The following is a 26,339-nucleotide window of genomic DNA, read 5'->3' on the forward strand; positions in this document are numbered from 1 at the left end:
CCCTTTAGCCTCTCTTCAAGGTTAATTTTTAAAATTGTGGAACCACATTTGCCTTCTCGATTAACTCGACAGGCAACAAATATTCTTCTTGATCAACGCGGATAACGATATCTTCGTTTTCGATACCCACAAGTTGACCCTTAAATTTACGGCGCCCATCAAAAGGCACACGTAAACGTAGAGAAACGATTGTCCCTACATAAGCCTGGTATTGCGCCAATTCAAACAAAGGGCGATCCAAACCTGGAGAGGAAACTTCCAAGTTATATTCACCTGTAATTGGGTCTTCTACATCCAGAATCGAGCTCACCTGACGGCTAACTTGCGCACAATCTTCAACATCAATGCCTTTTTCAGCATCCGTTTCGATAAAAATACGCAATACAGAGTCTTTACCTTGAGATAAATACTCCATGCCCCAGAACTGAAACCCTAACCCTTCAACCACAGGTCGAATAAGCTCATCTAAAATCGTATATTTCGCTGACAATCGTTTTCTCCGAAAATCATTTTTTAAAACGCAGAAACAAAAAACGGGCTCAAGGCCCATTTCAAACTGCATAGATAACAAAAAACCCCATATAGGGGCTTCTTAGAATGCGATTTGGCGGTCAATATAAGCAGATCTTTCATTAAAAACATCTAACTTACACCTTAACCTACGAATAACTTTATTCTTTTAACCTTACAGATTAAAACAACCAAAATTATTGCTAATCAATACGCGGACATTATACACAATAATAATGTCATTTCAAGATTGGTGCCGATGGCCGGACTCGAACCGGCACAGCCTAAGCCACCACCCCCTCAAGATGGCGTGTCTACCAATTCCACCACATCGGCAAAACCTTCGACATCGAATTAAAGGGTTACTTATTCAGTAACCGGCAAATCCGATGAAGTTGTATCATCACCTAATTCAGGCAATGAAATCGTTTCTTCTACATGCGAAGCAGAAGGAACAAAATCTAAACCAGTTGATACACTTTTCGCTTGCTCGCTGGCAAAGAATGCCAAACCAAAGCTTGTCAAAAAGAATACCAAGGCAAAAAATGCTGTCAGCTTAACAAAGAAGCTACCGCCACCCTGACTGCCAAAAACCGTCTGAGAAGCACCACCAAAAGCGGCACCTGCATCTGCGCCTTTGCCTTGCTGCAACAATACAAGCGCGATAATCGCGATTGCTGCCAAGACGTGAAAAACCAAAATAAGTGCTTCCATCAATTAACCTGCTGCTTTAACTATCGCTATAAACTCTTCTGCATCTAATGATGCACCACCAACCAAAGCACCATCCACGTCCGGCATTTCAAACAAAGCCGAGCTGGTTGATGCTTTTACACTGCCGCCATACAAAATCTGTACTTTTTCAGCGACCGTTTGAGATAACTCTGCTAGGAACTGTCGAATAGCACTGTGCACTTCTTGCGCTTGCTCTGCACTGGCTGACAACCCTGTGCCTATTGCCCATACAGGCTCATAAGCAATAACTATGTTTTCAAAAGCTTCAATACCAACTAGATCGATCACCGCCTGAACTTGACGCTGACAAACTACCAAGGTTTGCTCCGCTTCACGCTCCGCCAATGTCTCACCAATACACAACATTGGGGACAGACCTTCTTCTAGAAGAAGTTTTACTTTTGAAGCGATGAAGGCGTCCGATTCAGCATATAAAGAGCGTCGCTCAGAATGGCCAACCAACACATACTTCACCGCAAATTCTTTTAACATTGAAGCGGAAACTTCGCCAGTAAATGCCCCTTTTGCCTGATCACTAACATTCTGCGCAGCCACTTGGATAGCGCTAGCAGACAAAGCATCAGACACTTGAGACAAATAAGGAAATGAAGGAGAAACCACCACTTCAGAGTTAGACGTATCCATCTTCAGCAAACCTTCAACCAAAGAAGAAACAGTCTCTTTTGAGCCGTTCATTTTCCAGTTTCCAGCTACGATCTTTTGACGAATCATATTCTAACTCCTAAATTTGAGGCGCTTATTCTATGGAAAGGCACCTTGGGTTTCAAGCATTTATTTATAAGACAACCAAAAAGCACCCTCTATGAGAAGGCTTATTTTGGAATTGCCGCCTTCACTTCTTCAGACAAGTATTTCACCAGCTCATTCACCGTATCATCATCTCGCCCTTCTACCATGACGCGGATTAAAGGCTCGGTTCCAGACGCTCTTAACAACACACGACCAAGACCGTTTAAACGTTCATTCGCCACCGCTATCGCTTTCTGCAAAGCCGGCACTTCATTTGGCACAAAACGTTTTTCAACACGGATATTTTGTAACTTTTGCGGAAACTTAACCAGACCTACCAATAATTCATCAAGGGTTTTACCCTCTTCCACCATTGCACGCAGCACTTGCAAGGCCGCCACGATACCATCACCTGTAGTGGTGATAGAACGACAAACAATGTGCCCAGATGGCTCACCACCTAATACCCAGCCATGCTGTTTGAGTTTTTCATTGACGTAACGGTCACCCACTGCGGCACGGCTAAAACCAATGCCGGTTTCAGAAAAAGCCAACTCCAGACCGAAGTTGCTCATCAAGGTACCCACAACACCACCACTAAAGCGGCCTGTTTGCATCAAATGATTGGCAATAATGTACAAGATGTCATCACCATCTCGAACCACGCCGTGACGATCCACGAGAATCAGTCGATCACCATCACCATCCAGCGCAATACCTATGTCAGCCTCTTCCGCTAAGACATTTTTACGCAGCAGTTCAGGCTTAGTCGCACCACTAAATTCATTAATATTCAAACCATCTGGGTTGGCACCTATGGCAATAACTTCAGCGCCCAACTCACTAAATACACGAGGGGCTACGTGGTAGGTTGCCCCATCCGCACAATCCACCACAATTTTTAGCCCCGTCAGCTGCAAGCCAATCGGGAAAGTCCCTTTACAGTATTCAATGTAACGCCCTGCAGCATCATCTATGCGACGTGCTCGGCCAATTAGGTGAGATTCAACAACCCCCATAGGCTGATCAAGATAGTGCTCGATACGTTCTTCAATCTCATCCGAGATTTTGCCACCTTCCGCGGAAAAGAACTTAATACCATTATCTGTGTAAGGGTTGTGGGAGGCACTGATCACAATACCGGCACTGGCACGGAAAGTTCGTGTTAGGTAGGCAATCGCAGGTGTTGGCATAGGGCCCACTAGGCGAACATCTACGCCTGCCGCCACAATCCCTGACTCTAAAGCTGACTCGAACATGTAGCCAGAAATGCGGGTATCCTTACCAATCAAAATCTTCTTATCTTGCTCTTTAAATACTTGCCCAGCAGCCCAACCTAGTTTCAACATAAACTCAGGTGTAATTGGCCCTTTACCCACTGTGCCACGAATTCCATCCGTACCAAAATATTTACGCATTAGCTTTCTCTCTCAATTCGATACATTAGCTCTAGCATTTGCACATGCGCTTTCACATCATGCACTCTAAAAATACGTGCGCCTTTCCCGTAGCAAGCAGCATTTGCCCCCATAGTACCGTAAAGACGTTCATCCACCGGCAGATCCAACACATCACCTATCATGGTTTTGCGCGATACACCTATTAACACTTCAAATCCTAACTCACGAAAGTGTTGAGTATGTTTCAACAAACTTAAATTATGCTCTAAGGATTTGCCAAAACCTATGCCTGGATCAAGCAACAACTGAGTCCGAGCAATACCTACTGCTTCACAAGCTTCCACTCTAGACATTAGGTAGCGGGTCACCTCATCCGCCACAGACACATAATTAGGTTGATCCTGCATTGTCTGCGGCCCACCTTTCATATGCATCAAACAAACAGGTAATTGAGTTTGAGCAGCAACTTCTAAGGCACCTTCACGCTCCAAGGCTCGCACATCATTGATTAAACCAACGCCAAGAGCAGCCCCTTGACGCATCACTTCTGCGCTACTTGTGTCCACAGAAACCACAATATCAAAACGTTGTTTAATGGCTTCAATAACCGGCACAACCCGATCTAACTCTTGCTGAAGACTTACTGGAGCAGCACCCGGACGCGTTGATTCGCCACCCACATCGATAATGCTGGCACCTTCAAGAATCATCTTTTCAGTTTGTTTTAGGGAGGCGTCTAGAGACGAAAAAGACCCGCCATCTGAGAACGAGTCTGGAGTGACATTTAAAATGCCCATAACTTGAGGACGGGACAAGTCGAGTGACTTGCCCCCAAATGACATCAAAGACATATACCTACATCTATACCTAATTATTCACTAACAGGTTTAGACGTTGGCACTTCGTCATCGCTATCCTGATCTACAACGGGTTCAACCGTTTCTTCAGGCTCAACACTATCTGCCTTTGGACCATTACCTTTAGGATCAGTCCAGCCTTCAGGAGCGGAAGGTTTTTTACCATCCATAATCTCCTTAATTTGCTTGGCATCAATTGTTTCGTACTGCATCAAGGCTTCAGCCATCACATCCAACTTGGAGCGGTTCTCTTCTAGGATGCGCGTCGCTGTTGCATAACAACGAGTGATAATATCCTGCACCTCAGCGTCAATTACCTTACCTGTCTCAGGTGAGAAGTAATTCGACTTGCTGCCTGTTGGGCCAGAAATGTAGCTACCGCTATTGTCATCTTCTTCGTAAGCAAATGGCCCTAGTTTTTCAGACAAGCCCCACTTGGTTACCATGTTACGAGCAATACTGGTTGCGCGTTCAATATCATTGGACGCACCGGTCGAAACACCATCAAAACCGTGGATCATTTCTTCGGCAATACGACCACCATATAAGCTACAAACCTGACTTTCTAGACCACGTTTACTGACACTGTATTTGTCTTCTTCTGGCAAATACATGGTGACACCTAAGGCACGACCACGAGGAATAATGGACACCTTGTAAACCGGATCATGTTCAGGCATTAAGTAACCGATAATAGTGTGACCCGCTTCATGGAAAGCAGTATTAAGTTTCTCTTTCTCACTCATCACCATGGTTTTGCGTTCAGCACCCATGAGGATTTTATCTTTAGCTAACTCAAGTAACTCCATGTTCACCAAGCGACGATTTGAACGCGCAGCAAACAGTGCCGCTTCGTTGATCAAGTTCGCAAGATCCGCACCAGAAAAACCTGGAGTACCACGAGCAATGTTCTTTGGCTCAACATCGTCATCACAAGGCACTTTGCGCAAATGCACTTTAAGAATCTGTTCACGACCACGAATGTCTGGCAAACCAACTTGCACTTGGCGGTCGAAACGGCCAGGACGCAAGAGCGCTGGGTCCAACACGTCTGGACGGTTGGTTGCGGCGATAACGATAATACCTTCGTTACCTTCAAAACCATCCATCTCAACCAACAACTGGTTCAAGGTTTGCTCACGTTCGTCATTACCGCCGCCCATACCTGAGCCACGATTACGACCGACTGCATCAATTTCATCAATAAAAATGATACATGGAGCATGTTTTTTCGCTTGCTCAAACATGTCACGGACACGAGACGCACCCACACCCACAAACATTTCAACAAAGTCAGAACCAGAGATGGTAAAGAAAGGCACCTTTGCCTCACCCGCAATGGCTTTAGCCAGCAAGGTTTTACCTGTACCTGGAGGTCCACACATCAAGATACCACGAGGGATCTTACCGCCTAAACGCTGAAACTTGCTTGGTTCACGAAGGAAGTCCACCAATTCTTCGGTATCTTCTTTGGCTTCGTCACAACCTGCCACATCGGCAAAGGTTGTTTTGATTTGATCTTCTGGCAGCAAACGCGCTTTGGATTTACCAAAGGACATTGGGCCGCCCTTACCACCGCCACCGCCTTGCATTTGGCGCATGAAGAACATAAAAATGGCAAGAATAAGTAAAATAGGAAAACTGGCAACCAGCAATTGCGTCCAAATACTTTGTTGTTCAGGCATACGACCTTCAACAACAACGTTATTATTCAGCAAGTCATCCATAATTTTAGGATCGGCTGCAGCAGGTCGAACCGTATCAAAGGTGTCTCCGCTCGTACGACTACCGCTAATGGTATAGCCATCAACGACTACTTTCGCGATTCGTCCATCTTGTACTTCTTTGACAAATTCAGAATAAGAAATCCGATTCGTTTCAGTCGTTGTATTAAAATTGTTAAACACAGTTAGTAGCACAGCCGCAATAACTAGCCACAACAGTATATTTTTCAGCATATCGTTCAAGAGCACACCTCTTAACGGTTGTATTTAATGTTGCTGGCATTATACCAGAACACCGATCGTTAACCTTTAAATTGTCTTCCTAATAAGTAAACTTCGCGACTACGCGCGCGTGACGCATCTGGTTTTCGTGTCACAACAGAAGCGAATTGTGCTCGCATGGTTTTAAGATATTCATCAAAACCTTCCCCTTGAAACACTTTAACCAAAAAATTACCCCCTGGACGTAACACTTGAGCCGCCATATCCAGAGCAAGTTCCACCAAATACATGGCCTGTGGCTGATCCGAAGAACTATTACCACTCATATTGGGGGCCATATCTGAAATTACAAGATCTGCTTTTTCATTCCCTATTTCCGCTAGGATAGCTTCGTATACTTCTTGCTCAGTAAAGTCCCCTTGTACGAAGCGAACCCCAGGCAATGGTGCCATTTCAAGAATATCTGACGCAACCACTGTGCCTTTATCACCAACCAGTTTGCCAGCGACTTGCGACCAACCACCCGGCGCGGCGCCTAAGTCTACCACCCGCATGGTTGGACGGAACAATTTATCCTTCTCATTGATTTCCAGTAATTTATAACTGGCTCGAGAACGATAGCCATCCTGCTGGGAGCGTTTGACATATTGATCGTCAAAATGTTCCTTCATCCAATTATTACTACTTTTTGATCTTGCCACGTTTTCATCATACCTAAATCAGTCAATATTCCGCTATAATATCGCTTAACCTCTAAAGCCTCCAATAAAGAGGGTTAACTAATATGAGAAAATTTTACTATGAGCATTACAAACGCCCAAAAAAAGCAATATCGCCTTATTGGCCATGCACTTAATCCAGTGGTAATGGTTGCGGGCAATGGCCTAACAGAATCTGTGTTAACTGAAATTGATCGCGCTCTTGAAGATCACGAACTTATTAAAGTCCGTATCAGTATTGCTGATCGCGATACTCGTAGTGCCTTGATTGCAGAAATTAGCAAAATCATGAAATGCGAAGTGGTACAAACCATAGGTAAAGTGGCGCTTTTCTACCGAGCAGCACTAGAAGCCAACCCAAAATTGTCTAACCTACTGCGTTAACACCTCTCAGGAATAGCTTTTTATCGTCATATAAAAGCTATTCCTAAATTTCTGCTTCATGGTGCCGATATAAATTCCACTTATTGTAGGAATGGTCTCATGTTATTCATTGAAGCACTTAACAAGCTCAACACACCGCCCCACGACACTCGGTTCAATAATAGCCAGAGAAAGCGTGCTGTTGTCCGCAATAAAGACTCCGTTGATTTAAGCCAAGACGCCACTCAGGTTAAAGAAATCTACCTCGACAGTGAGGAAGGCCAACCACTCAGCGCATCACAAAGTATTGTCGCAAATCTTATCGAACATATCCTTAGCTACTTGTTCGATACTAAAATCAATATTTCCTCACCTCAGGAACTGGGTGTTGAAGAAAAATCTTGGCAAGTATTTCTACAAATCCCGCCGTATCACAACTTGCCCCAGAAACCTGCCAGCAACTATCAAGTGCCGCACATACAAAAAAGGCCACAAGCCAAGTCGTTGATTTTTCACATCCCAGTGAAACCCGCTTATGGCAATACCATTGAAATGACAGTATTGATGTCGACGCCACTAGGCTCCCCTGAGAAGCCCGCGCTTTTTCATCAACACTCAAAAGAAAATAATCTAAGCCCATTAAAAACCCCTTATACACCGGAGTTTTTGAATGCGCAGAATCGACACTTCCATGTTTTGCTCGACCAAGACGGCGAACCAGACCAATTAGCGAATTTACACGCCTACGCGAATCAAAGCCGCCTATCTGATAGCAACTCCGCCAGCAGTGACAATCATGGGTTACGCATCTGGCGCTATAAAGACCAGGCCTTAACCCCTCTCATACTCGGTGACAATCGACTTGGTTTGCTCTATATGGGAAATTACTTCCCCCTAGACAGCAGTATGATGAGTCCTGAAGAAAAAAACCGCCAAGCCAGCCGACTGTATGAAAAAGCTTGAGGCAATAAAAAACCCTTTATGCCAAGCATAAAGGGTTTTAAAGGAAAGCCTGTTAGTACTAAATACTAAAGCTCGCCCCACAACCACAAGTTGAGGTGGCGTTAGGGTTTTGCACCGTAAAGCGCGAACCTTCCAAGTTTTCTTTATAATCGACTTCTGAGCCAACTAAATACTGAAAGCTTAATGGGTCAACCACCAAGGTCACCCCATCGCGCTTTACTTCCGTATCATCTTCTTGATGCTCTTCATCAAACGTAAAGCCGTATTGAAAACCAGAGCAACCACCACCTGTCACATAAACACGCAGCATGAGACGATCGTTTTCTTCTTCCTCAATTAGAGACTGCAACTTAGCCGCAGCCGCTGCTGTAAACTCAATAGGATCTGCTGATTCAACCATGCTCATATCATTACCATTACAAGTGTATTCGAATAAGTGAATTATCCTCTTAACCGAGTATTTTAGTCAAGTATTGATCAGTGCTCACGGGTAGAACGGAAACGCACATCAGGCCACTTCTCTTCTGCCATCATCAAGTTAACTCGCGTTGGGGCAAGGTAAGTTAAATGACCGCCGCCATCAATCGCAAGGTTATCACGACACTTATTCTTAAACTCTTCAAATTTCTTCGGATCATCACACTCAACCCAACGGGCTGTATTCACATTCACCGCTTCGTAAATACATTCAACCTTGTATTCGTCTTTTAGTCGGTACGCGACGACTTCGTACTGAAGCTGACCCACGGCACCAACGATCAGCTCGTTATTGCGCTGAGGCATAAACAACTGAGTCGAACCTTCTTCGGAGAGCTGCTGCAAACCTTTCTGCAAGGCTTTCATTTTCATCGGATCTTTCAAGCGCACACGACGGAACAATTCTGGCGCAAAGTGAGGAATCCCCGTAAATTTCAGGTCTTCACCTTCCGTAAAGGTATCACCAATTTGAATCGTGCCATGGTTGTGTAAACCAATAATATCGCCAGAGAAAGCTTCCTCGACCCCTTCACGGTCACCAGCGGTAAAAGATACCGCATCAGTCACTTTAATATCTTTACCTAAACGACAATGGCGCATCTTCATGCCACGACTGTAAGTACCAGAACAGACCCGCATAAAGGCGATACGGTCACGGTGTTTCGGGTCCATGTTGGCTTGAATCTTAAACACAAAACCAGAGAATTTTTCTTCTTCCGCTTCAACGGTACGTGTATGAGTACCACGGCCAATCGGTGCTGGCGCCCACTCAACAAAACCATCGAGCATTTCACGAATACCGAAGTTCGAAAGAGCCGTACCAAAGAACACAGGTGTTAACTCACCCGCCAAATAAGCCTCTAGTTCGAACTCATGGCTCGCGCCACGCACCAATTCAATTTCTTCCGCGTAAGCTTCCCAGTCATCACCTAAAAGCTCTTTCGCCTCATCGGACTCTAAGCCTTCAATGCGAATATCATCCATTAAGGTGTGACCACGACCACGTACAAACACATGGATGGTATCTGTATATAGGTTGTATACCCCTTTGAAGAAGTCACTCATGCCGATCGGCCAAGTAATCGGCGCGGCAGCGATTTTCAAGACATCTTCCACTTCATCCAACAACTCAATTGGATCACGAATGTCCCTATCCATCTTGTTAATAAAGGTCAGAATAGGTGTATCACGTAGGCGACAAACATCCATCAACTTAATGGTACGATCCTCGACACCTTTCGCTCCATCGATCACCATTAATACCGAGTCAACCGCTGTCAAAGTACGGTAAGTATCTTCCGAGAAGTCTTCGTGCCCTGGGGTATCCAGTAGATTGACCGTACGATCACGGTAAGGGAACTGCATCACCGAAGAGGTAATCGAGATACCACGTTGTTTCTCCATCGCCATCCAGTCCGAAGTGGCATGCTTATCGCCTTTACGGCCTTTTACCGAACCGGCGGTTTGAATAAGCTGACCCAGTAGCAAAAGCTTCTCGGTAATGGTGGTTTTACCCGCATCCGGGTGGGAGATAATCGCGAAGGTTCTTCGCTTGTCGACTTCGTTGATAAATTCTTGGCTTGGCATGTATAAGGTCTTTTCGTTTGTCTGCAGGTTCTTCTTATTCGCACAGCACTGTACCGCGCCCAAGAAGCGAACCATTCATGATAAAAGTATTTGGGCGCTATTTTCGCTGATCTGGACACTTTTAACAATCAATGCTTTGCCATTCCTAAGCTTTTGCCGCCAACGCCTTCTTTTCAGCATTCCCTGCAGACTCTTCAGAAGGTGGCGCCAGTCGATCCAACCAATAAATCACACTTAGGCGATAAACAACTCAACTGCGCGAAGTGCAATGGAACTTAAGCCAAAGTCATCACAGGAACTGACCACATACAGTTGATAAGGAATCAGAAATCCCCTCTCCTTTTGGGGTTTGTGAAATTCAATATTATTTGATTTGGCTTCCTAACGCGTTGCGTCAAGCTCGGGTCGCTCATGCTCGACAAGTATTGCTATCTTCCCTAGCAGATAAAGGAATTTAAATGATTTACTCCCGTTAAGGTAAATCTAGGTAAATTCCCCCATGATAACTTGAACAAATAACAACCAAAGGTAAGGTGTTATTTATTTGCTTGCTATAAGGAAGAACCTGCTATGACAAAAACAAACTTAACCAAGCTATCCTGCCTGCTGTTCTCACTCCATATCCCATCTATTTTTGCTCAACAGGTTGAAGTGACTTTGGTTGATCATCTGGACGGTAATCTGAATGGCTATTGCATTGATATTGCCGGAGGTAACAAAAACATTGATATTAACAAGGGCCTGCAAACGCACACCTGTTATAGCTACAGAGGCGACTTAGGAAAAGATCAAGTTTTTGATAGCGAACAGTTTGCTAAGCACGCATTGTATATGCCTAATTACAATGTTTGCGCCAGTCTTACTAGCTTAGAGGTGGGATCAAAAGTTAACTTAGCGGAATGCAACGGCAGTCGCCTACAAAGCATTACCTTCACCAAAGCAGGCAAACTCAGACCAACTGGCCTGCCTGAATTATGCTTAACCGCTGGCAAAGAAACTCGCTTTGGTCGAGGTGGAAGCTCTCCTCACCAAATCAAAGACCTAACCCTAGAAAAATGCTCTACTGAAAACGCGGCCTACCAAACTTGGCGCTATCGTACTTATGACGATGACCCAGCATAAACAGCTAATAAAAAAAGAGGCTGTAGCAAATTTGCCCAGCCTCTTTTTAAACGGAAAAAGCAATCGATTTAAACTCGCTCACCTTGAGCGTCGATAATGAGCTCACCATCTTCTTTAGCAAACGGTCCTGCTGGCCACTGATCCAAAAGGTCAAGCACCGCTTCACTAGGTCGGCAAAGCTTAACGCCTTTGGGTGTACAAACAATCGGACGATTTACTAACACTGGGTGTTCTAGCATGGCGGCTAACAAACGCTCATCCGACACACTTTCATCCAATAAACCCAACTCTTTCGCCGGAGATTTTGTCGTGCGCAAAGCACTGCGTGGCGTTAAATCTGCCGCTGCAAACAAGGCCAACAACTGAGCTTTCGTCCAACCTTCCTGCAAGTATTCAATCACCTCAGGCTGATAACCCGCAGCACGAATAATCTCTAATACATTGCGGGATGTTCCACATTCAGGATTATGATGTATAACAACCATAACAACTCCTATTTCAATAAGGGCTTAGCATTAACGAGCAGCAAACCAATGGGGGGTTTTATTGGCAAACCACACCAACGACAACATCACAGGCACTTCCACTAAAACACCAACAACTGTGGCTAACGCTGCGCCGGAATGTAAACCAAACAAAGAGATGGCTACTGCCACAGCAAGCTCAAAAAAGTTCGATGAACCAATCATGCTGGCAGGCGCGGCCACGTTATGAGGCAACTTAAACCTTTTAGCCAAGTAATAAGTAATCGCAAAAATACCATAGGTTTGAATAAGCAAAGGGATGGCGATCAACACAATGGCTTCTGGCTGAGCCAAAATGGTTTGCGATTGGAAGCCAAATAGTAAAACAACGGTACTTAATAGGCCGATGATGGACCATGGTTTCATCGCCGCTAGGAAGGCATTCAATTTTGAATGGTCATTGTTTTTATCAAGCTTGCTACGGGTAATCGCGCCTGCAACTAGAGGAATCAGCACATAAAGCACTACGGATAACAACAAGGTATCCCAAGGCACAGTAATATCGGAAACACCTAGCAAAAGACCGGCAATAGGCGCAAATGCGAAGATCATCACTATGTCATTAATAGACACCTGTACCAAGGTATAGTTAGCATCCCCTTTGGTAAGCTGACTCCATACAAAAACCATGGCAGTACAAGGGGCCACACCCAATAAAATCATACCCGCTATATATTCTGTGGCGGTTTCTGGGTCCACCCAATCAGCAAAGATGCCCTTAAAGAACAACCAGCCTAACAATGCCATGGTAAAAGGCTTAATCAACCAATTGACCACCAGAGTTAACGCAAGCCCCTTGGGCTTGCTGCTCACATCTTTAATCGATGAAAAGTCGATTTGCACCATCATGGGATAAATCATCAACCAAATCAGCACAGCAATCACTAAATTCACATGGGCGTATTCCAAACCCGCGACCAATGCGAAGACATCTGGCACAAGGCTTCCTGCCAAAATTCCCAGAATAATGGCCGCACCCACCCAAACTGATAAATAACGCTCAAATAAACCCACTTATTTTCTCCTAGATGGAACGTAAATTAACTCGTTCACTCAATTGCTCTGCGGACTCTACTCGCTCAGAATACCGATCAACTAAGTAATTTTTGTTACCACGGAACATTAAAGTGAACTTCACCAGCTCTTCCATGACATCGACGATTCGATTGTAGTAAGACGAAGGCTTCATTCGGTTATTTTCATCAAATTCTAGGTGTGCTCTCGCCACTGAGGACTGATTCGGAATAGTCACCATACGCATCCAGCGCCCTAAAACTCGTAATTGATTCACCACATTGAAAGACTGGGAACCACCACACACCTGCATGACCGCTAGAGTTTTACCTTGTGTTGGTCGCACACTGCCAATACTTAACGGCACCCAATCAATTTGGCTCTTAAAGATACTGGTCATGGAACCGTGACGCTCAGGAGAACACCAAACCTGCCCTTCTGACCACATCATTAACTCACGAAGCTCTTTTACTTTTGGATGAGATTCGTCAGCGGTATCCGTTTGCGGCAAACCCTCTGGATTAAAAATTCGCACCTCTGCACCAAAGGCTTTTAGCAATCGCGCGCTTTCTTCTACCACCATACGGCTGAATGAACGCTCTCTTAAGGATCCGTACAAAAGCAAAATACGTGGGGGATGAGCAAGCTCTTGGCTGACCACTTGTTGGTAGCTGGGAATTTGAAACTGACCCTCTTCAATGTTTGGCAAACTCGGTTCGGCGTCTATATCAAATTGACTCATGATGATTCCTCTTCTTATCTAAACACTCTCTTCTCAGCAAGCTATGACTTAGCTTGGACAATCAAGTATCAATCTTTAAACATGCAAAACTCAATATATGCGAATAATCATATATATTGACCTGCTCTGCAAGTCTTTTCTAACTTCACAACGGCATTAACTCCTAACGTCCAATACCAAGAACTAATGCTTTTAAGCCTCCCCTATAAGCTCAAAGAAACTCTCAGCCCATGCAGGAATAATTTAGCCATGGTAGGCTATTTCGGAAATAATGAAGTTCACTGGGACTTAAACAACAAGAGGCTCCTTTATGTCCTTTACTGATAGCCAGCCGGTGTTAGCAGGCCCTATTTTACGTAAGACCACACCGAATGAAGTGACCCTATGGCTAGCAACAAGGGAGCCGCTCGAGATTAAAACCCGTCTGTTAGACGATAACGACCAGCTCATCAACAGCCAGCAAGCTCACAGGTGTATTGCTGCTGGTGAACATCTATTTATACATTTTATTCAACTAAGCCCTGATGATATTTTCCCCAGTGATTCTTGGATTGGTTATCACATTGATTTGATTGATGAAGACCAACAAGTCACTAATATGCAACAGTGGGGAGCTAAACTGTGTTATCCGGGCAAGCAGACCCCAGGATTTGTTATTCAAAGCAAGGTAAGTCAACTACTCCATGGTTCCTGTCGAAAACCTCACTTTGCCAGCTCTAACAATACCGATGGCCTCGCCTTGGTGGACTCACTACTGGCCACAACCAGCCCCTTGGATTGGCCAGCCCTGCTCATTCTTAGCGGTGATCAGATCTACGCAGATGATGTAGCAGGCCCAATGCTGCACGCCATTCATCAGCTTATTCAAGAGTTAGGTTTGCCCAGTGAAGCACTGGAAGAAACCAGTTTAACCAAAGAGCAAGATTTACATTCCAACGCACCTTTTTACTACCAAAGGGACAAACTACTGCCACAAACAGAAGAGACGGCAGCACTGCAAAAGCAATTTTTTGGTGGTGTCAAAAAGCCTATTTTCACTACAACCACAGCACAAAACCACCTCATGACGCTCAGCGAGGTGTTGGCTATGTACTTGCTAGTCTGGTCTCCCACCAGTTGGCAAAACATAACGTTAAGCTGCCCAGAAAGCCTCTCGGAAGACGAGCATAAAGATAGATACAACAAAGAAAAGGCCACCATTATTGCATTCCAGCAACAGTTGGGCGCAGTACAAAGAGCCATGGCTCACCTGCCGACCGCGATGATATTTGATGACCATGATGTCACTGATGACTGGAACTTAACGGCAGCTTGGGAAAAGAGCGCCTACCAACACCCTATGTCACGGCGCATCATAGGTAATGCTTTGATGGGCTATTTTCTATGCCAAGGATGGGGAAATGCGCCAGAAAAGTTCGATTCGTCCTTCATTGATCAAATTGAGAAGAGTCTGCACAACACGGGGAGCAGCCATCATGATGCTTGCATTGATCAGCTGCTTAAATTCGAAAACTGGCATTATCAATGGCCAACACAACCGCCGTTAATCGTCTTAGACACCCGAACCCGACGTTGGCGCTCGGAGAAAAACATTAAGCGCCCTTCTGGCCTTATGGATTGGGAAGCTCTGATAGACCTGCAATCCAGCCTAATGGATAAGTCTTCGGTGATCTTGATTTCCCCCGCCCCTATTTTTGGGGTAAAGCTCATTGAGAGCATCCAAAAACTCTTCACCTTGGTTGGAAAACCCTTAATGGTGGACGCTGAAAACTGGATGGCACACCCAGGGTCCGCGCATACGCTGATGAATTTATTTAAACACCCGAAAACGCCCCAAAACTTTGTCATCCTCTCTGGGGATGTGCACTACTCCTTCACCTACGACATCGAAATTAAAGGACGCAAAAACAGCCCCAATATCTGGCAAATCACCAGCAGTGGCCTGCGCAATGAATTTCCCGCCAAACTATTAGATTGGTTTGACCGCCTTAATCGCTGGCTATATGCACCTTGGTCACCCTTAAACCTATTTACCAAACGTCGAGGCATGTGGGTGTCCCCTCGTAAACCCCATAACGCAGATCGCGGAGAGCGACTTTTGAATCACTCTGGGATTGGCTTAGTAACCCTTGATAACGAAGGCAAGCCATCCTCCATCCAGCAACTCATCGATGTCGATCAGGTCATTTCCTTCAACAAACTCGATCACGCCAAACAATTCGAATAACGACTGCAAATAAAAAAGGGGCTCACAGATGTGAACCCCTTTGATGTGCGTTTAAAATCTTTATACCGCTTCAGAAGGTCGTTTTGAGAAAATACGACGAATCACCACGAAGAACAAAGGCACGAAGAAAATCGCTAATATGGTTGCCGTTAGCGTACCACCCACAATACCTGAACCGATGGAGATACGGCTGTTCGCCCCGGCACCTGATGAAAGGGCTAATGGCAACGTACCCACTATAAACGCCATAGACGTCATAATGATGGGGCGCAGACGCAAGCGTGCAGCTTCTACCGCCGAATCCCAAGCGTTTTCACCTCGTCGATAGGCTGTCTCGGCAAATTCCACGATCAAGATAGCATTCTTGGACGACAGACCTATGGTAGTCAACAAGGCCACTTGGAAGTAGATATCATTTTCCAAACCGCGAATATGAGCCGCCGCCGCTGCACCAATAACACCAAGTGGAATTACCAACATGACGGAGAATGGTACAGTCCAACTTTCATACAAGGCCGCTAGACACAGGAACACCACCAAAATGGAAATGCCATACAACAACTGAGTTTGGCCACCCGATAAACGTTCTTGATAAGACAAACCACTCCACGCACCAGAGCTTCCCGCAGGCAACTCATCCGCCAAACGTTGTAATTCATCCATGGCATCACCGGAACTGATGCCATCAGCACCCGCCCCTTGAAGCTGATAAGAGGCTTGCCCGTTGAAACGGTTCAAGCTTTTCGGCCCATAGCTCCATTCAGATGAAGCAAAGGCTGAAAACGGTGTCATGGTGTTATCATTTGAGCGCACATACCAATGCTGCAAATCTTGTGGCGAGCCACGGTAAGCCGCATCACCTTGCATGTAGACAGTTTTCACTCGACCACGATCAATGAAATCATTCACATAGCTACCCGCCCAAGCACTGCTCAACGTCGCACTAATGTCTGACAAAGATAGCCCCAAAGCCGAGGCTTTTTCTTGGTCAATATCAATATGCAGTTGTGGTGCTTCCGACTCGCTACCTAAACGTACCCCCGCCAATAACGAGCTAGTACGGCTATCGTTCAGTAACTGATCGCGTAATTCAACCAAGGTATCTCGGCTAGTATTACCTGACGCCAACAACTGGAAAGTAAAACCATTGGTTTGACCCAAACCACGGATGGAAGGCGGAATCAAAGAGAAGATTTGCGCATCACGGATGCCAGCAAAGGCTCCGTAAGATCTTGCAACGATAGCACCAGCACTGCTTTGAGGGTCTTCACGCAAGGACCAGTCTTTTAGTGCCGCAAACGCCAAACCGGCATTTTGCCCGCTGCCCATAAAGTTAAAACCAGATACCGTAAACAATGCTTCGACATTGTCTTTTTCATTGTTCAAAAAGTGGTCTTCAACTTGGCGCATCACCGCATCGGTGCGTGACATAGACGCCCCTTCCGGTAAAGACACCATAACAATGATTCGACCTTGGTCTTCCGTTGGTAAGAAGCCTGTTGGTAGGTTGGTCATCATGTAACTTAGGCCTGCGATTATAACGCCATAGCCAAGGAACCAACGAATAGGTTGTTTCACTAAACGCGCCACACGGCCAGAATAGGCACCTGTTGCACGATCAAAATTGCGGTTAAACCAACCACCTAAGCCTTTTTTCGACTCACCGTGATTTGGTTTCAACAAGGTTGCACACAAAGCAGGCGTTAAGGTCAGCGCAACGATTACCGAGAGAATCATAGCGGCAACAATAGTGATAGAGAACTGACGGTAAATTACCCCAGCAGAACCACTAAAGAAGGCCATAGGCAGGAACACGGCTGAAAGTACCACGGCAATACCAATCAAGGCACTGGTGATTTCTTTCATGGATTTAAGCGTGGCTTCTTTAGGTGGCAGCTTTTCTTCTTCCATCACCCGCTCAACGTTCTCCACCACTACGATGGCATCGTCCACCAAGAGACCGATGGAAAGTACGATACCAAACATGGTCAAGGTGTTAATCGAGTAACCAAACACTTCCAAGATACCAAATACACCGAGCAATACCACTGGTACGGCAATGGCTGGAATCAAGGTAGCGCGCCAGTTCTGCAAGAAGATGAACATGACGATGATAACCAAGGCGATGGCTTCAAATAGTGTTTTCACCACCTCTTCAATAGAAATTCGAATAAAGCTGGTGTTATCTACTGGGAAGGCAAGCTGATAACCGTCTGGAAAATCATTCTTCATGCCATTTAATACCGCTTTAACCCCTTCCGAGGTCGTCAAGGCATTCGCCCCTGGGGACAGCATAACCGCAATACCCGCAGCAGGGTGACCGTTTAGTCGCCCAATAGTGCTATAAGACTTACTGCCCAACTCCACTCTGGCCACATCACTCAAACGAACGGTTGCACCATTGTCGTTGTAAGCCAATATAATTTTCTCAAACTCTTCAACGGTTTGTAGCTTAGACTGAGCGGTCACTGTGACATTCAGTTCTTGCCCTTCAATGACAGGATAAGCCCCTAAACTACCCGCTGCGGTTTGCGTATTCTGAGCACGAATAGCGCTAGAAATATCCGAAGGCATGAGTTTGAAAGATGCTAGTTTTAACGGGTCTAACCAGACGCGCATAGCATATTCAGCACCAAAAACGCGAAGACTACCCACACCATCCACTCGGGCAACAGGGTCCTCAACACTGGATACCAAAAAGTCCGAAATGTCTTGGCCAGTATCAGTATCTGTTTCGTCAAAAATGGATGCAACCATCAGGAAGTCTGAATTGGATTTGGTAACGGTCACACCGTTATCCTGTACCGCTTCAGGCAAACTAGAAGTCACCTGCTGTACTTTGTTTTGCACCTGCACCTGAGCAATATCGGCGTCGGTGCCTTGCTCAAAGGTCACAGTAATACTGGAACTACCGCTTGAAGTACTGGAAGAAGAGAAATACAGCAGACCATCAAGCCCCGTTAACTGCTGTTCAAGCACTTGGGTGACACTGTTTTCTACGGTTTCAGCAGATGCCCCGGTGTAAGTGGCAGAGATACTGATAGAAGGTGGCGCGACATCTGGATATTGGGAAATCGGCAGGGTAGTAATCGCACCCAATCCGGCCAACATAATGGCGATAGAAATAACCCAAGCGAATACCGGTCGGTTGATAAAAAAGCGAGCAAACATATTCTGACTCCCTTAATTAGAGGCGCTAGTCGTAGCAGCGTTTTGCGATACCATGGCACCGGTTTGGCTATCAAATTTCAAATCAACCGTTGTCACCGCACTGCCGGTTCTCACTTTGGATGTACCTTCGACCACGACTCGATCACCCGCGTCAATGCCGGAGGCAACCAACCAATAGTTTTTAATTGCACGATCAACCACCAGCTGACGAGTCTCAATGGTGTCGTCACTTTTCACAACCAGTGCAATAGGGTTACCTTTCACGTCACGAGAAACGCCCTGTTGAGGCACTAGGATCGCAGCAGTGTGTGTCGCTTCATGAATCACACCACGGACAAACATACCTGGCAGTAATAAGTTATCTGGGTTCGGGAATTCTGCACGCAAGGTAACACTACCCGTAGACTCATCCACACTTACTTCACGAGCTTTCAAAACACCTTCGTATTGGTAGGTTGAGCCATCTTCTAAGGTTAGAGAAACCTTATTACTGCCTAACTCAACACCATCTTGGCTTAACAAAGTACGCTGATTCAGCTGATCCAAACTGGTTTGAGACAAATCCACATAAATAGGGTCAAGCGCACGAACAGTCGTCATGGCGGTGGTTTGGCTTCCTGTCACCAAGGCCCCTACTGTTACCGCAGAGATACCGATACGACCGTTAATGGGGGAAGTGATTTTCGTATATTCTAGATTAATCTTGGCACTTTCAAGTGCGGCTTCAGCTTTCTTCTGGCTCGCAACGGCTTCAAGATACGCTACATGAGCGTCATCACTATCTGACTGGGAAACATTGTTCTGTTTACGAAGCTCAGTAAAACGCTTATCTGTCTGCAGCGCAGAAGCTAGAATTGCGTTAGCCGACTCAAGGTCTGCTTGCGCTTGCTTATAGGAGGAGACATAAGTGGAATCATTTAGGGTGTACAACAGGTCACCGCTCTCAACAACTTGTCCTTCCTCGAACAATCGCTGTTTTACCAAACCGCCTACTTGAGGTCGAATTTCCGCGACCAAACTAGCAGCCGTACGGCCGGGTAATTCTGCAACTAAATCTGCTTTTTGAGGTTCAATGACTACTACGCCAACTTGTACTTTTGGTGCGGCCTTAGGGGCAGCGGCTTGACTACTTGTCTCTTCTTGGCACCCAGCCAGCAGCATGAGTAATGCCACACCGGACGCATATTTCATTTTCGTAAGCATTTAGCAGAATTCCTTGTAAGTTTTATGTGCGCAGTAGGTTACAAAACAGCGATCAATCTGTTTCATAAAGCCAGGGGTACATCCATCATTCTGAACCTCTCACCACCAGCTAAAATAACAACATGCATTATTAACACCAAATAAAGTAGGTAAAATGACTAACGAAAAACATTCACTTTCTTTACTTATTTCAGAGGCAATTCATGGCTTTTTGAGTAAAACATGCCTTTTATCTGTGGCCAGCGGCTCACTAGCATTGCAATAAAAATGAGCACACAGCCTGCCACCTGCCCCACCTCCATCACTTCACCAAACCAAACGACGGCTAACAAGGCTGCCCATACGGGCTCTAAATTCATAATGACAGCAGCATGACTCACCTGAGTTAAACTCATACCGTAGGTTTGCAGCAGAAAGCGCAAACTGGTTGCGATTAAAGTGCTTGCAAGAAACCATTCGGCAACACTGATACTAATGCTGTGCGGAAGTGATTCCGTTAAGAGGGACAAGAGTAATAGAAAGATACCCGCAACAATAAGCTGAACAGCCGTTAGCACTAAAGGATGCATTCTCATGGAAAATCGAGATAAAAAATTTAATTGAAAGGCGGAGCCAATCGCGGCCCCCAAGAAATAAAATTGCGCGAACTCAAAATCCAAGCCATTGTTCAAAGCCAATAAAGCAAGACCCAATATCGCAATGGGTAAGGCAAACCAAATATTCATCGGTGGTCGCTGGCCGAACATAAAGCGAGCAACCAGTGGCACCATGACCACACCCAAGCTCGTAATAAAGGCTCCTACACCTAGGTTACTTCCTTGATCCAGCCCAGTTACCCAAAACATCATGGTTATGCCCATGATCACACCAACAAAAAAAGCTTGTTTGATAAGTGCCCAATCAAGTCCCTTAAAGTACTTCTGTCCCACTAAAAAAAGCACAAAACCAGCAATCAAAAAGCGCATGGCCATAAAAAATAGCGGGGGTAGACCTACCAGAGTTTCTTTCGCGAATATCCAACCAAAGCCTGCTAGCACAGTTACCAAGAGCAAAATTAACTCGGCTTTAAAACCTTCACCCTGTTTTAACATCTTCCCTCGTCTGCCATCCCTAAATTGGTGCGTTAAAAAGTGGGCGAGAGTGTAACAAGAAGCGATAGGAAAAAATGCATTAAATGAAGGGTAGACTACAACTTGCACAAAAAAGCCCATTTTACGTCCCCTTGGGTTAGCAAAATGGGCTTAGCAGAACACTGATGCGTTATTTAGCCGTCTTAGGCCATGCAAAAGCGATGGATAACAATGCAACAAGAGCAAGGACCCAGCTGTATTGCACATACGCAACAAGATCTAATGGTGATAACCCTGCCAAAGAAGAAGCCAATAGGATTTGCGCACCATAGGGTAAAATCCCCTGCACAACACAGGAGAAAATATCGAGCAAGCTTGCACTACGCTTAGGATCAACGTTATAGCGTTCAGCCAGATTTTTCGCCACTGAACCATTAATCAAAATAGACACAGTGTTGTTTGCTGTACAAAGATTCGTTAGGGCAACGCTTAAACTGATACTCAGCTCGCCTGTACGAGTTGACCCAGCTTTACCACCAAATACACGGCTAACTTTTTCAACCATACCCACTAGCCAATCCAAACCACCTTGGGACTTCATGACCGCCGCTAGACCACCGATCAACAGAGATAGGATTAGGATTTCCTGCATGCCACTGTAGCCTGCGTAAATATCAGCAGACCAGTTTGCCACACTGTATTCTGGCAAGCTGGTTAAGCCCACTATGCCTGCAAACACAATACCGCTAAACAATACCAACATAACATTCACCCCTGCCACCGCAAGACCTAACACCATCACGTAGGGCAAAACCTTGATTAGATCATAGTCTTGCAAGTCAGTAATTTGTGCACCACTACTCTGGAAATAGAGCCATACCAGTGTCACTAACGCCGCTGGCAGAGCGATCTTAAAGTTCATTCGGAATTTATCTCGCATATCACAACCTTGCGTACGAGTGGCGGCAATAGTGGTGTCCGAAATAATCGACAAGTTATCACCAAACATGGCGCCCCCAATCACTGTGCCTACAGTCAGCAACAATGGCAGGTCTGCCGCTTCGGCGACACCAATCGCAATCGGAGCAATGGCCGCAATGGTTCCCATGGATGTACCCATAGAGGTTGCCACAAAGGCGGTAATCACAAACAAGCCCGGCAGCAGCAAAGATGCCGGAACAATGCTTAAACCAAAGTTCACCGTGGCATCCACACCACCGACCGCTTTTGCCACACTAGCGAACGCACCTGCCAAAAGGTAAATCAGTACCATGGTGGTGATGGTGCTGTCCCCTACCCCCTTAACAAAGGTTTCGATACGTTGATTAAGCGACCCTTTAGCGAACAAGATAGCTAAAGCAATGGCCGGTAATATCGCGACCGGCGCAGAGATTTGATAGAAGGCAAAATCAACCCCTTGAGATTGATACCAAAGGCCACTTCCGACAAAAAGCACCAAGAAAAGAACCAGCGGTAAAAGCGCCAGTGGAGATTTAGAAGTCATACAGTCTGTTGTTTCCAGAGTTTAGTTAAAGGAAGGTGCGATTAAGTCTTCTGAGCTACAGTCTTATCAGAGAAACGGTCTATCAAGGCAAGAGTGAGCAGGAATGTTAATACCTTTCAATCACTCTTAACACAGAGAGGCCGTTTCTCTGAAAGACCCGAAGGGCGTGGGCTAAACACTTTTTATTCTTTGTTAATCTTCTTGCCAATATGTTCAATATTGGACTTCGAAGCTTGCCTCGAATAATAAAGGTTTATCCACACGCTGAAGCCAGTGGACTTGTTCGTACCTTCCTTAAAGGAAGTAACTCACTTTTGATGAGTCACTTAAAAGTAGAGGCGCGATGATAGAGAATTGGAAGCCAAGGTGCTAATAATCAATTGTCATGATTATTTTACCTTTTGGTATAACAAAAAACTTTCTATGAAGCGATCTATAGAGCATTTAGCTATAAGTCTTGCTGGATCGCATTGTAGCCATAAACAAAGTCTAATTTATTCTCCACCACAGAAGGCACAAAGTGAGAAACTTGTTTAAGCGCTTTGAGCTTACATAGCCCTAATACGCCTCCATGCATATGAAACAATCCTGCATTGGCTTTCGACATAGCCTGCACCTTGCTCGTTCTTGGTTTGCGGTGTTGCTCATAAGCCTGTAATGCTTGCTCAAGGCTCTCAGCTGAGGTTGCACCGCTAACGTACTCGGCCAATATATAGGCATCCTCTATGGCCATAGCGGCTCCTTGCGCCATAAAAGGCAACATAGGATGACAAGCATCACCAAGCAATACCACCGGCCCTTTATGCCAAAAAGGCAATTCACTGCGGCCATTTAACGACCACAAAAAGGTGCTTTTCACACACTTAAGTAACTCTGTCACTTCAGGATGCCAGCCAGCAAAGGCTTGTCGTAACACATTAACGTCCCCCTCTTCCCGCCAAGATTCAGAGTGCCAAGCATTTCGTTCTTCTACTGCGACAAAGTTAATGTATTGGCCGCCACGCACATAGTAGCTAACAAAGTGCCTTCCTGGCCCTGCCCACACACTGGCATCCGCTTGGATTTTAATGGAAGGCAGGCTTTCTACTGGAATCAAACCACGCCAAGCGACCTGCCCCATAAAGGTGGATTTATCCATACCCAACATTTGTTGTCTGATCGAAGATTTCACCCCATCGGAGGCAACCACTAGGTCCGCAGCTATCTCCCAACCATTTTCTAAATACAGCATAACGCCCTGACCACCAGCATCTTCTTGGTAGCTTTTAACTTGAGCATTTAAGAGGATTTCGACACCCGCCGCTTCACAGGCTTGCACCAAAATGGCGTGCAGGTCCGCCCGATGTAAGTGCCAATATGGTGCGCCATACTTTTTCTCAATGGCGCAACCCAAAGGGGTTTTCAAATAATACTCACCGGTTTTGTAATGACGAATGCTGGCAAAGTTAGGGGTATAAGCTAGGGGTTTTAAATCTTCTTCGAGCCCTAACGCTCGTAGTACATGCATGGCATTCGGACCAATCTGCAAACCCGCCCCAACCTCACTAAAACAGGCGGCTTGTTCACAAACTGTCACTAACATGCCCCGTTTAGCCAAGGCTAAAGCACATGTCAAGCCACCAATACCGGCACCTACCACTAAAGTTTTATGTATTTTTGTCAACCAGCCACTCCGTTTTTCACCAAGTCTCTACATTTGCACACACAAGCAAACGCTAATAGTAAAGACTATATCGTAGAATGACACCCATCTAGATCAAGGTTTAGAGCATTTAATTTTTTACCGCAAACCACTGAAAATAATACTCTGGCTTGATACTTGCTATCTTCACAAAGCAGATAAAAGCGATTAGTGTGGAGGGACGAGAAAACAAAATTACCAATCTTAACAAATGGAGTAATGATCTCCCTTCTATGGGGCAAGAACACAAGACAATTTAGCAAACCTGCTCACTATGATGGTATGCAGCCCCAGTTTGATAACGCAGAACGAGGTTTAAATGGATAATTTACACAACCAGTATCAGTCAAACGGTTTTTTTGATGAACTCATCGACGGCAAAAGTAAGCCAAGAGCACCCGCAAAACAGCTATTTAGTTATTTAAACAGTCTTTCGGAAGACGAATTGGAAAAGCGCCGATTGACGGCAGAAGCCACTATCCAAGAAATGGGTATTAGCTTCACTGTCTACACAGAAGAAGGCAATATTGATAGAGCATGGCCTTTTGATATTATCCCTCGAACCATAGAAGCATCCGCTTGGCGAGTAGCCGAAGAAGGCCTTAAACAACGCCTAAAAGCACTTAACCTCTTCATCGACGACCTTTACCACGATCAAAATGTCATTAAAGATGGCATCATCCCAGAACACATCATCAAAGAATCTAAAAACTTTCGCCCTGAATGTGTCGGCGTGTCGCCAGCTTATGGTGTTTGGGCCCATATTTGTGGCACAGATTTGGTCCGCGATGACAAAGGGGATTTCTACGTCCTTGAAGATAATTTACGCGTCCCCTCTGGTGTCTCCTATATGCTTGAAAACCGCGCGATTACCAAGCGTGTCTTGCCAGAACTGTTTGAAAACGATCAGATACTGCCCGTCAATGATTACACCTCGCAGTTATTTGATACTTTAGCCGCCTTGTCTCCTCGTGATATCGACAGCCCAGAAATTGTGGTTCTGACCCCCGGCATCTATAACTCAGCCTATTTTGAACATGCCTTCCTTGCCCAAGAAATGGGGGCTGAATTAGTTGAAGGCAGTGATTTATTTGTCGACTCTGACGACTGCGTATACATGAAGACCATTGATGGTCCAGAACGTGTGGACGTAATTTATCGTCGTATTGATGACTTATTCCTTGACCCAGAAGCCTTTGACCCAGATTCCGTATTGGGCGTGCCCGGACTTATGCGTGCATGGCGTAACGGTAATGTGGCCCTCGCCAATGCGCCGGGTGCTGGAGTAGCTGATGACAAGGTTGTGTACGCCTACGTACCAGAAATCATCCGTTATTACCTAAAAGAAGAGCCTATCCTTAAAAATGTGGAAACCTTCCTATGTGATGACCCAGAACAGCAAGCCTATGTGCTGGAAAACCTCGACAAATTGGTGGTTAAACCTGCCAATGAGTCTGGCGGTTATGGCATGTTGGTTGGGCCTCACTCAACCAAGAAAGAGCAAGCTATCTTTGCCGATTTAATAAAGAAACACCCGAGAAACTATATTGCCCAACCCACCCTAAAATTGTCGACGGCCCCTACCCTTATTTCAAAAGGGAATTTGGAGCCTCGCCACTTAGACCTTCGCCCGTTTATTTTGCAGGGTAAAGATACCTATGTGACCACTGGCGGGCTTACCCGAGTCGCGATGAAAAAAGGCTCACTGGTGGTTAATTCGTCACAAGGTGGTGGTAGTAAAGATACTTGGATCGTTGAAACGAAGGGGCAATAA

At 45.5% G+C, this 26,339-nt stretch carries 22 protein-coding genes and 1 tRNA gene; 5 read left to right on the forward strand and 18 right to left on the reverse strand.

Going from position 1 to position 26,339, the window contains the following annotated elements:
• Positions 1-28: 28 nt before the first annotated feature.
• The 8 genes from rimP to rlmE form a co-directional block, all read right to left on the reverse strand.
• On the reverse strand, positions 29-490 hold the full coding sequence (gene rimP, locus ACUM5Y_RS03140) for a ribosome maturation factor RimP (protein ID WP_445975392.1): 462 nt from the start codon (positions 488-490) through the stop codon (positions 29-31).
• Positions 491-761: 271 nt separating this feature from the next.
• Positions 762-846: transfer RNA gene (locus ACUM5Y_RS03145), tRNA-Leu, on the reverse strand.
• 30 nt (positions 847-876) lie between these two features.
• Positions 877-1,224, reverse strand: coding sequence for a preprotein translocase subunit SecG (gene secG, locus ACUM5Y_RS03150; RefSeq protein WP_445975393.1), 348 nt, complete (start codon positions 1,222-1,224; stop codon positions 877-879).
• A gap of 3 nt (positions 1,225-1,227) precedes the next feature.
• Positions 1,228-1,977, reverse strand: coding sequence for a triose-phosphate isomerase (tpiA, locus tag ACUM5Y_RS03155; RefSeq protein WP_445975394.1), 750 nt, complete (start codon positions 1,975-1,977; stop codon positions 1,228-1,230).
• Between the two features lie 101 nt (positions 1,978-2,078).
• Positions 2,079-3,413 (reverse strand): phosphoglucosamine mutase, encoded by a 1,335-nt coding sequence (glmM, locus tag ACUM5Y_RS03160; protein ID WP_445975395.1) that lies wholly within the window; start codon positions 3,411-3,413, stop codon positions 2,079-2,081.
• The gene (gene folP / locus ACUM5Y_RS03165) at positions 3,413-4,246 is read right to left on the reverse strand and encodes a dihydropteroate synthase (RefSeq protein WP_445975396.1); all 834 of its coding nucleotides are present in this window, start codon (positions 4,244-4,246) and stop codon (positions 3,413-3,415) included. Before folP ends, glmM begins: the two co-directional genes overlap by 1 nt.
• 20 nt (positions 4,247-4,266) lie before the next feature.
• Entirely contained in the window at positions 4,267-6,210 is a 1,944-nt protein-coding gene (ftsH, locus tag ACUM5Y_RS03170; protein ID WP_445975397.1) for an ATP-dependent zinc metalloprotease FtsH, read from the reverse strand.
• A 68-nt stretch (positions 6,211-6,278) separates the two neighbouring features.
• Complete coding sequence (rlmE, locus tag ACUM5Y_RS03175; protein ID WP_445975398.1) at positions 6,279-6,899, reverse strand: 23S rRNA (uridine(2552)-2'-O)-methyltransferase RlmE; 621 nt, start codon at positions 6,897-6,899, stop codon at positions 6,279-6,281.
• A 99-nt stretch (positions 6,900-6,998) separates the two neighbouring features.
• Between rlmE and ACUM5Y_RS03180 the strand changes: the two genes are divergently transcribed.
• Together ACUM5Y_RS03180 and ACUM5Y_RS03185 are read left to right on the forward strand one after the other, a co-directional pair.
• On the forward strand, positions 6,999-7,301 hold the full coding sequence (locus ACUM5Y_RS03180; protein WP_445975399.1) for a YhbY family RNA-binding protein: 303 nt from the start codon (positions 6,999-7,001) through the stop codon (positions 7,299-7,301).
• Between the two features lie 99 nt (positions 7,302-7,400).
• Positions 7,401-8,243 (forward strand): hypothetical protein, encoded by an 843-nt coding sequence (locus tag ACUM5Y_RS03185; RefSeq protein WP_445975400.1) that lies wholly within the window; start codon positions 7,401-7,403, stop codon positions 8,241-8,243.
• 58 nt (positions 8,244-8,301) lie between these two features.
• On the opposite strand, the gene erpA is transcribed toward ACUM5Y_RS03185, so the two are convergent.
• A complete protein-coding gene (erpA, locus tag ACUM5Y_RS03190; protein ID WP_445975401.1) occupies positions 8,302-8,649 on the reverse strand; it encodes an iron-sulfur cluster insertion protein ErpA in 348 nt (115 codons plus the stop codon).
• A 71-nt stretch (positions 8,650-8,720) separates the two neighbouring features.
• Entirely contained in the window at positions 8,721-10,307 is a 1,587-nt protein-coding gene (locus ACUM5Y_RS03195) for a peptide chain release factor 3 (protein ID WP_445975402.1), read from the reverse strand.
• Between the two features lie 570 nt (positions 10,308-10,877).
• On the opposite strand from ACUM5Y_RS03195, the gene ACUM5Y_RS03200 reads away from it, so the two are divergent.
• Entirely contained in the window at positions 10,878-11,429 is a 552-nt protein-coding gene (locus tag ACUM5Y_RS03200) for a ricin-type beta-trefoil lectin domain protein (protein ID WP_445975403.1), read from the forward strand.
• A 68-nt stretch (positions 11,430-11,497) separates the two neighbouring features.
• Here ACUM5Y_RS03200 and arsC read toward each other — a convergent pair whose 3' ends face one another.
• From arsC to arsH, 3 genes are read right to left on the reverse strand one after another with little or no spacing between them, the layout of a single operon-like run.
• A complete protein-coding gene (gene arsC / locus ACUM5Y_RS03205) occupies positions 11,498-11,914 on the reverse strand; it encodes an arsenate reductase (glutaredoxin) (protein WP_445975404.1) in 417 nt (138 codons plus the stop codon).
• Positions 11,915-11,944: 30 nt separating this feature from the next.
• Positions 11,945-12,967: an ACR3 family arsenite efflux transporter gene (arsB, locus tag ACUM5Y_RS03210; protein ID WP_445975405.1), complete on the reverse strand. Its 1,023-nt coding sequence runs from the start codon at positions 12,965-12,967 to the stop codon at positions 11,945-11,947.
• Between the two features lie 10 nt (positions 12,968-12,977).
• A complete protein-coding gene (gene arsH / locus ACUM5Y_RS03215; protein WP_445975406.1) occupies positions 12,978-13,709 on the reverse strand; it encodes an arsenical resistance protein ArsH in 732 nt (243 codons plus the stop codon).
• Between the two features lie 310 nt (positions 13,710-14,019).
• Here arsH and ACUM5Y_RS03220 point away from each other — a divergent pair, with 310 nt between their 5' ends.
• A complete protein-coding gene (locus tag ACUM5Y_RS03220; RefSeq protein WP_445975407.1) occupies positions 14,020-15,936 on the forward strand; it encodes an alkaline phosphatase D family protein in 1,917 nt (638 codons plus the stop codon).
• A 60-nt stretch (positions 15,937-15,996) separates the two neighbouring features.
• Here ACUM5Y_RS03220 and ACUM5Y_RS03225 read toward each other — a convergent pair whose 3' ends face one another.
• The 5 genes from ACUM5Y_RS03225 to ACUM5Y_RS03245 all read right to left on the reverse strand — a co-directional run bounded on the left by ACUM5Y_RS03225 (position 15,997) and on the right by ACUM5Y_RS03245 (position 24,547).
• On the reverse strand, positions 15,997-19,107 hold the full coding sequence (locus ACUM5Y_RS03225; protein ID WP_445975408.1) for an efflux RND transporter permease subunit: 3,111 nt from the start codon (positions 19,105-19,107) through the stop codon (positions 15,997-15,999).
• A gap of 12 nt (positions 19,108-19,119) precedes the next feature.
• The gene (locus tag ACUM5Y_RS03230) at positions 19,120-20,310 is read right to left on the reverse strand and encodes an efflux RND transporter periplasmic adaptor subunit (RefSeq protein WP_445975409.1); all 1,191 of its coding nucleotides are present in this window, start codon (positions 20,308-20,310) and stop codon (positions 19,120-19,122) included.
• A gap of 185 nt (positions 20,311-20,495) precedes the next feature.
• Positions 20,496-21,401, reverse strand: a complete 906-nt coding sequence (locus tag ACUM5Y_RS03235; RefSeq protein ID WP_445975410.1) for a DMT family transporter — start codon at positions 21,399-21,401, stop codon at positions 20,496-20,498.
• 169 nt (positions 21,402-21,570) lie between these two features.
• The gene (locus ACUM5Y_RS03240; RefSeq protein WP_445975411.1) at positions 21,571-22,884 is read right to left on the reverse strand and encodes a Na+/H+ antiporter NhaC family protein; all 1,314 of its coding nucleotides are present in this window, start codon (positions 22,882-22,884) and stop codon (positions 21,571-21,573) included.
• Between the two features lie 448 nt (positions 22,885-23,332).
• Entirely contained in the window at positions 23,333-24,547 is a 1,215-nt protein-coding gene (locus ACUM5Y_RS03245) for an FAD-dependent monooxygenase (protein WP_445975412.1), read from the reverse strand.
• Between the two features lie 337 nt (positions 24,548-24,884).
• On the opposite strand from ACUM5Y_RS03245, the gene ACUM5Y_RS03250 reads away from it, so the two are divergent.
• Positions 24,885-26,339, forward strand: coding sequence for a circularly permuted type 2 ATP-grasp protein (locus ACUM5Y_RS03250; RefSeq protein WP_445975413.1), 1,455 nt, complete (start codon positions 24,885-24,887; stop codon positions 26,337-26,339).

The organism is Marinomonas dokdonensis (assembly GCF_052747885.1).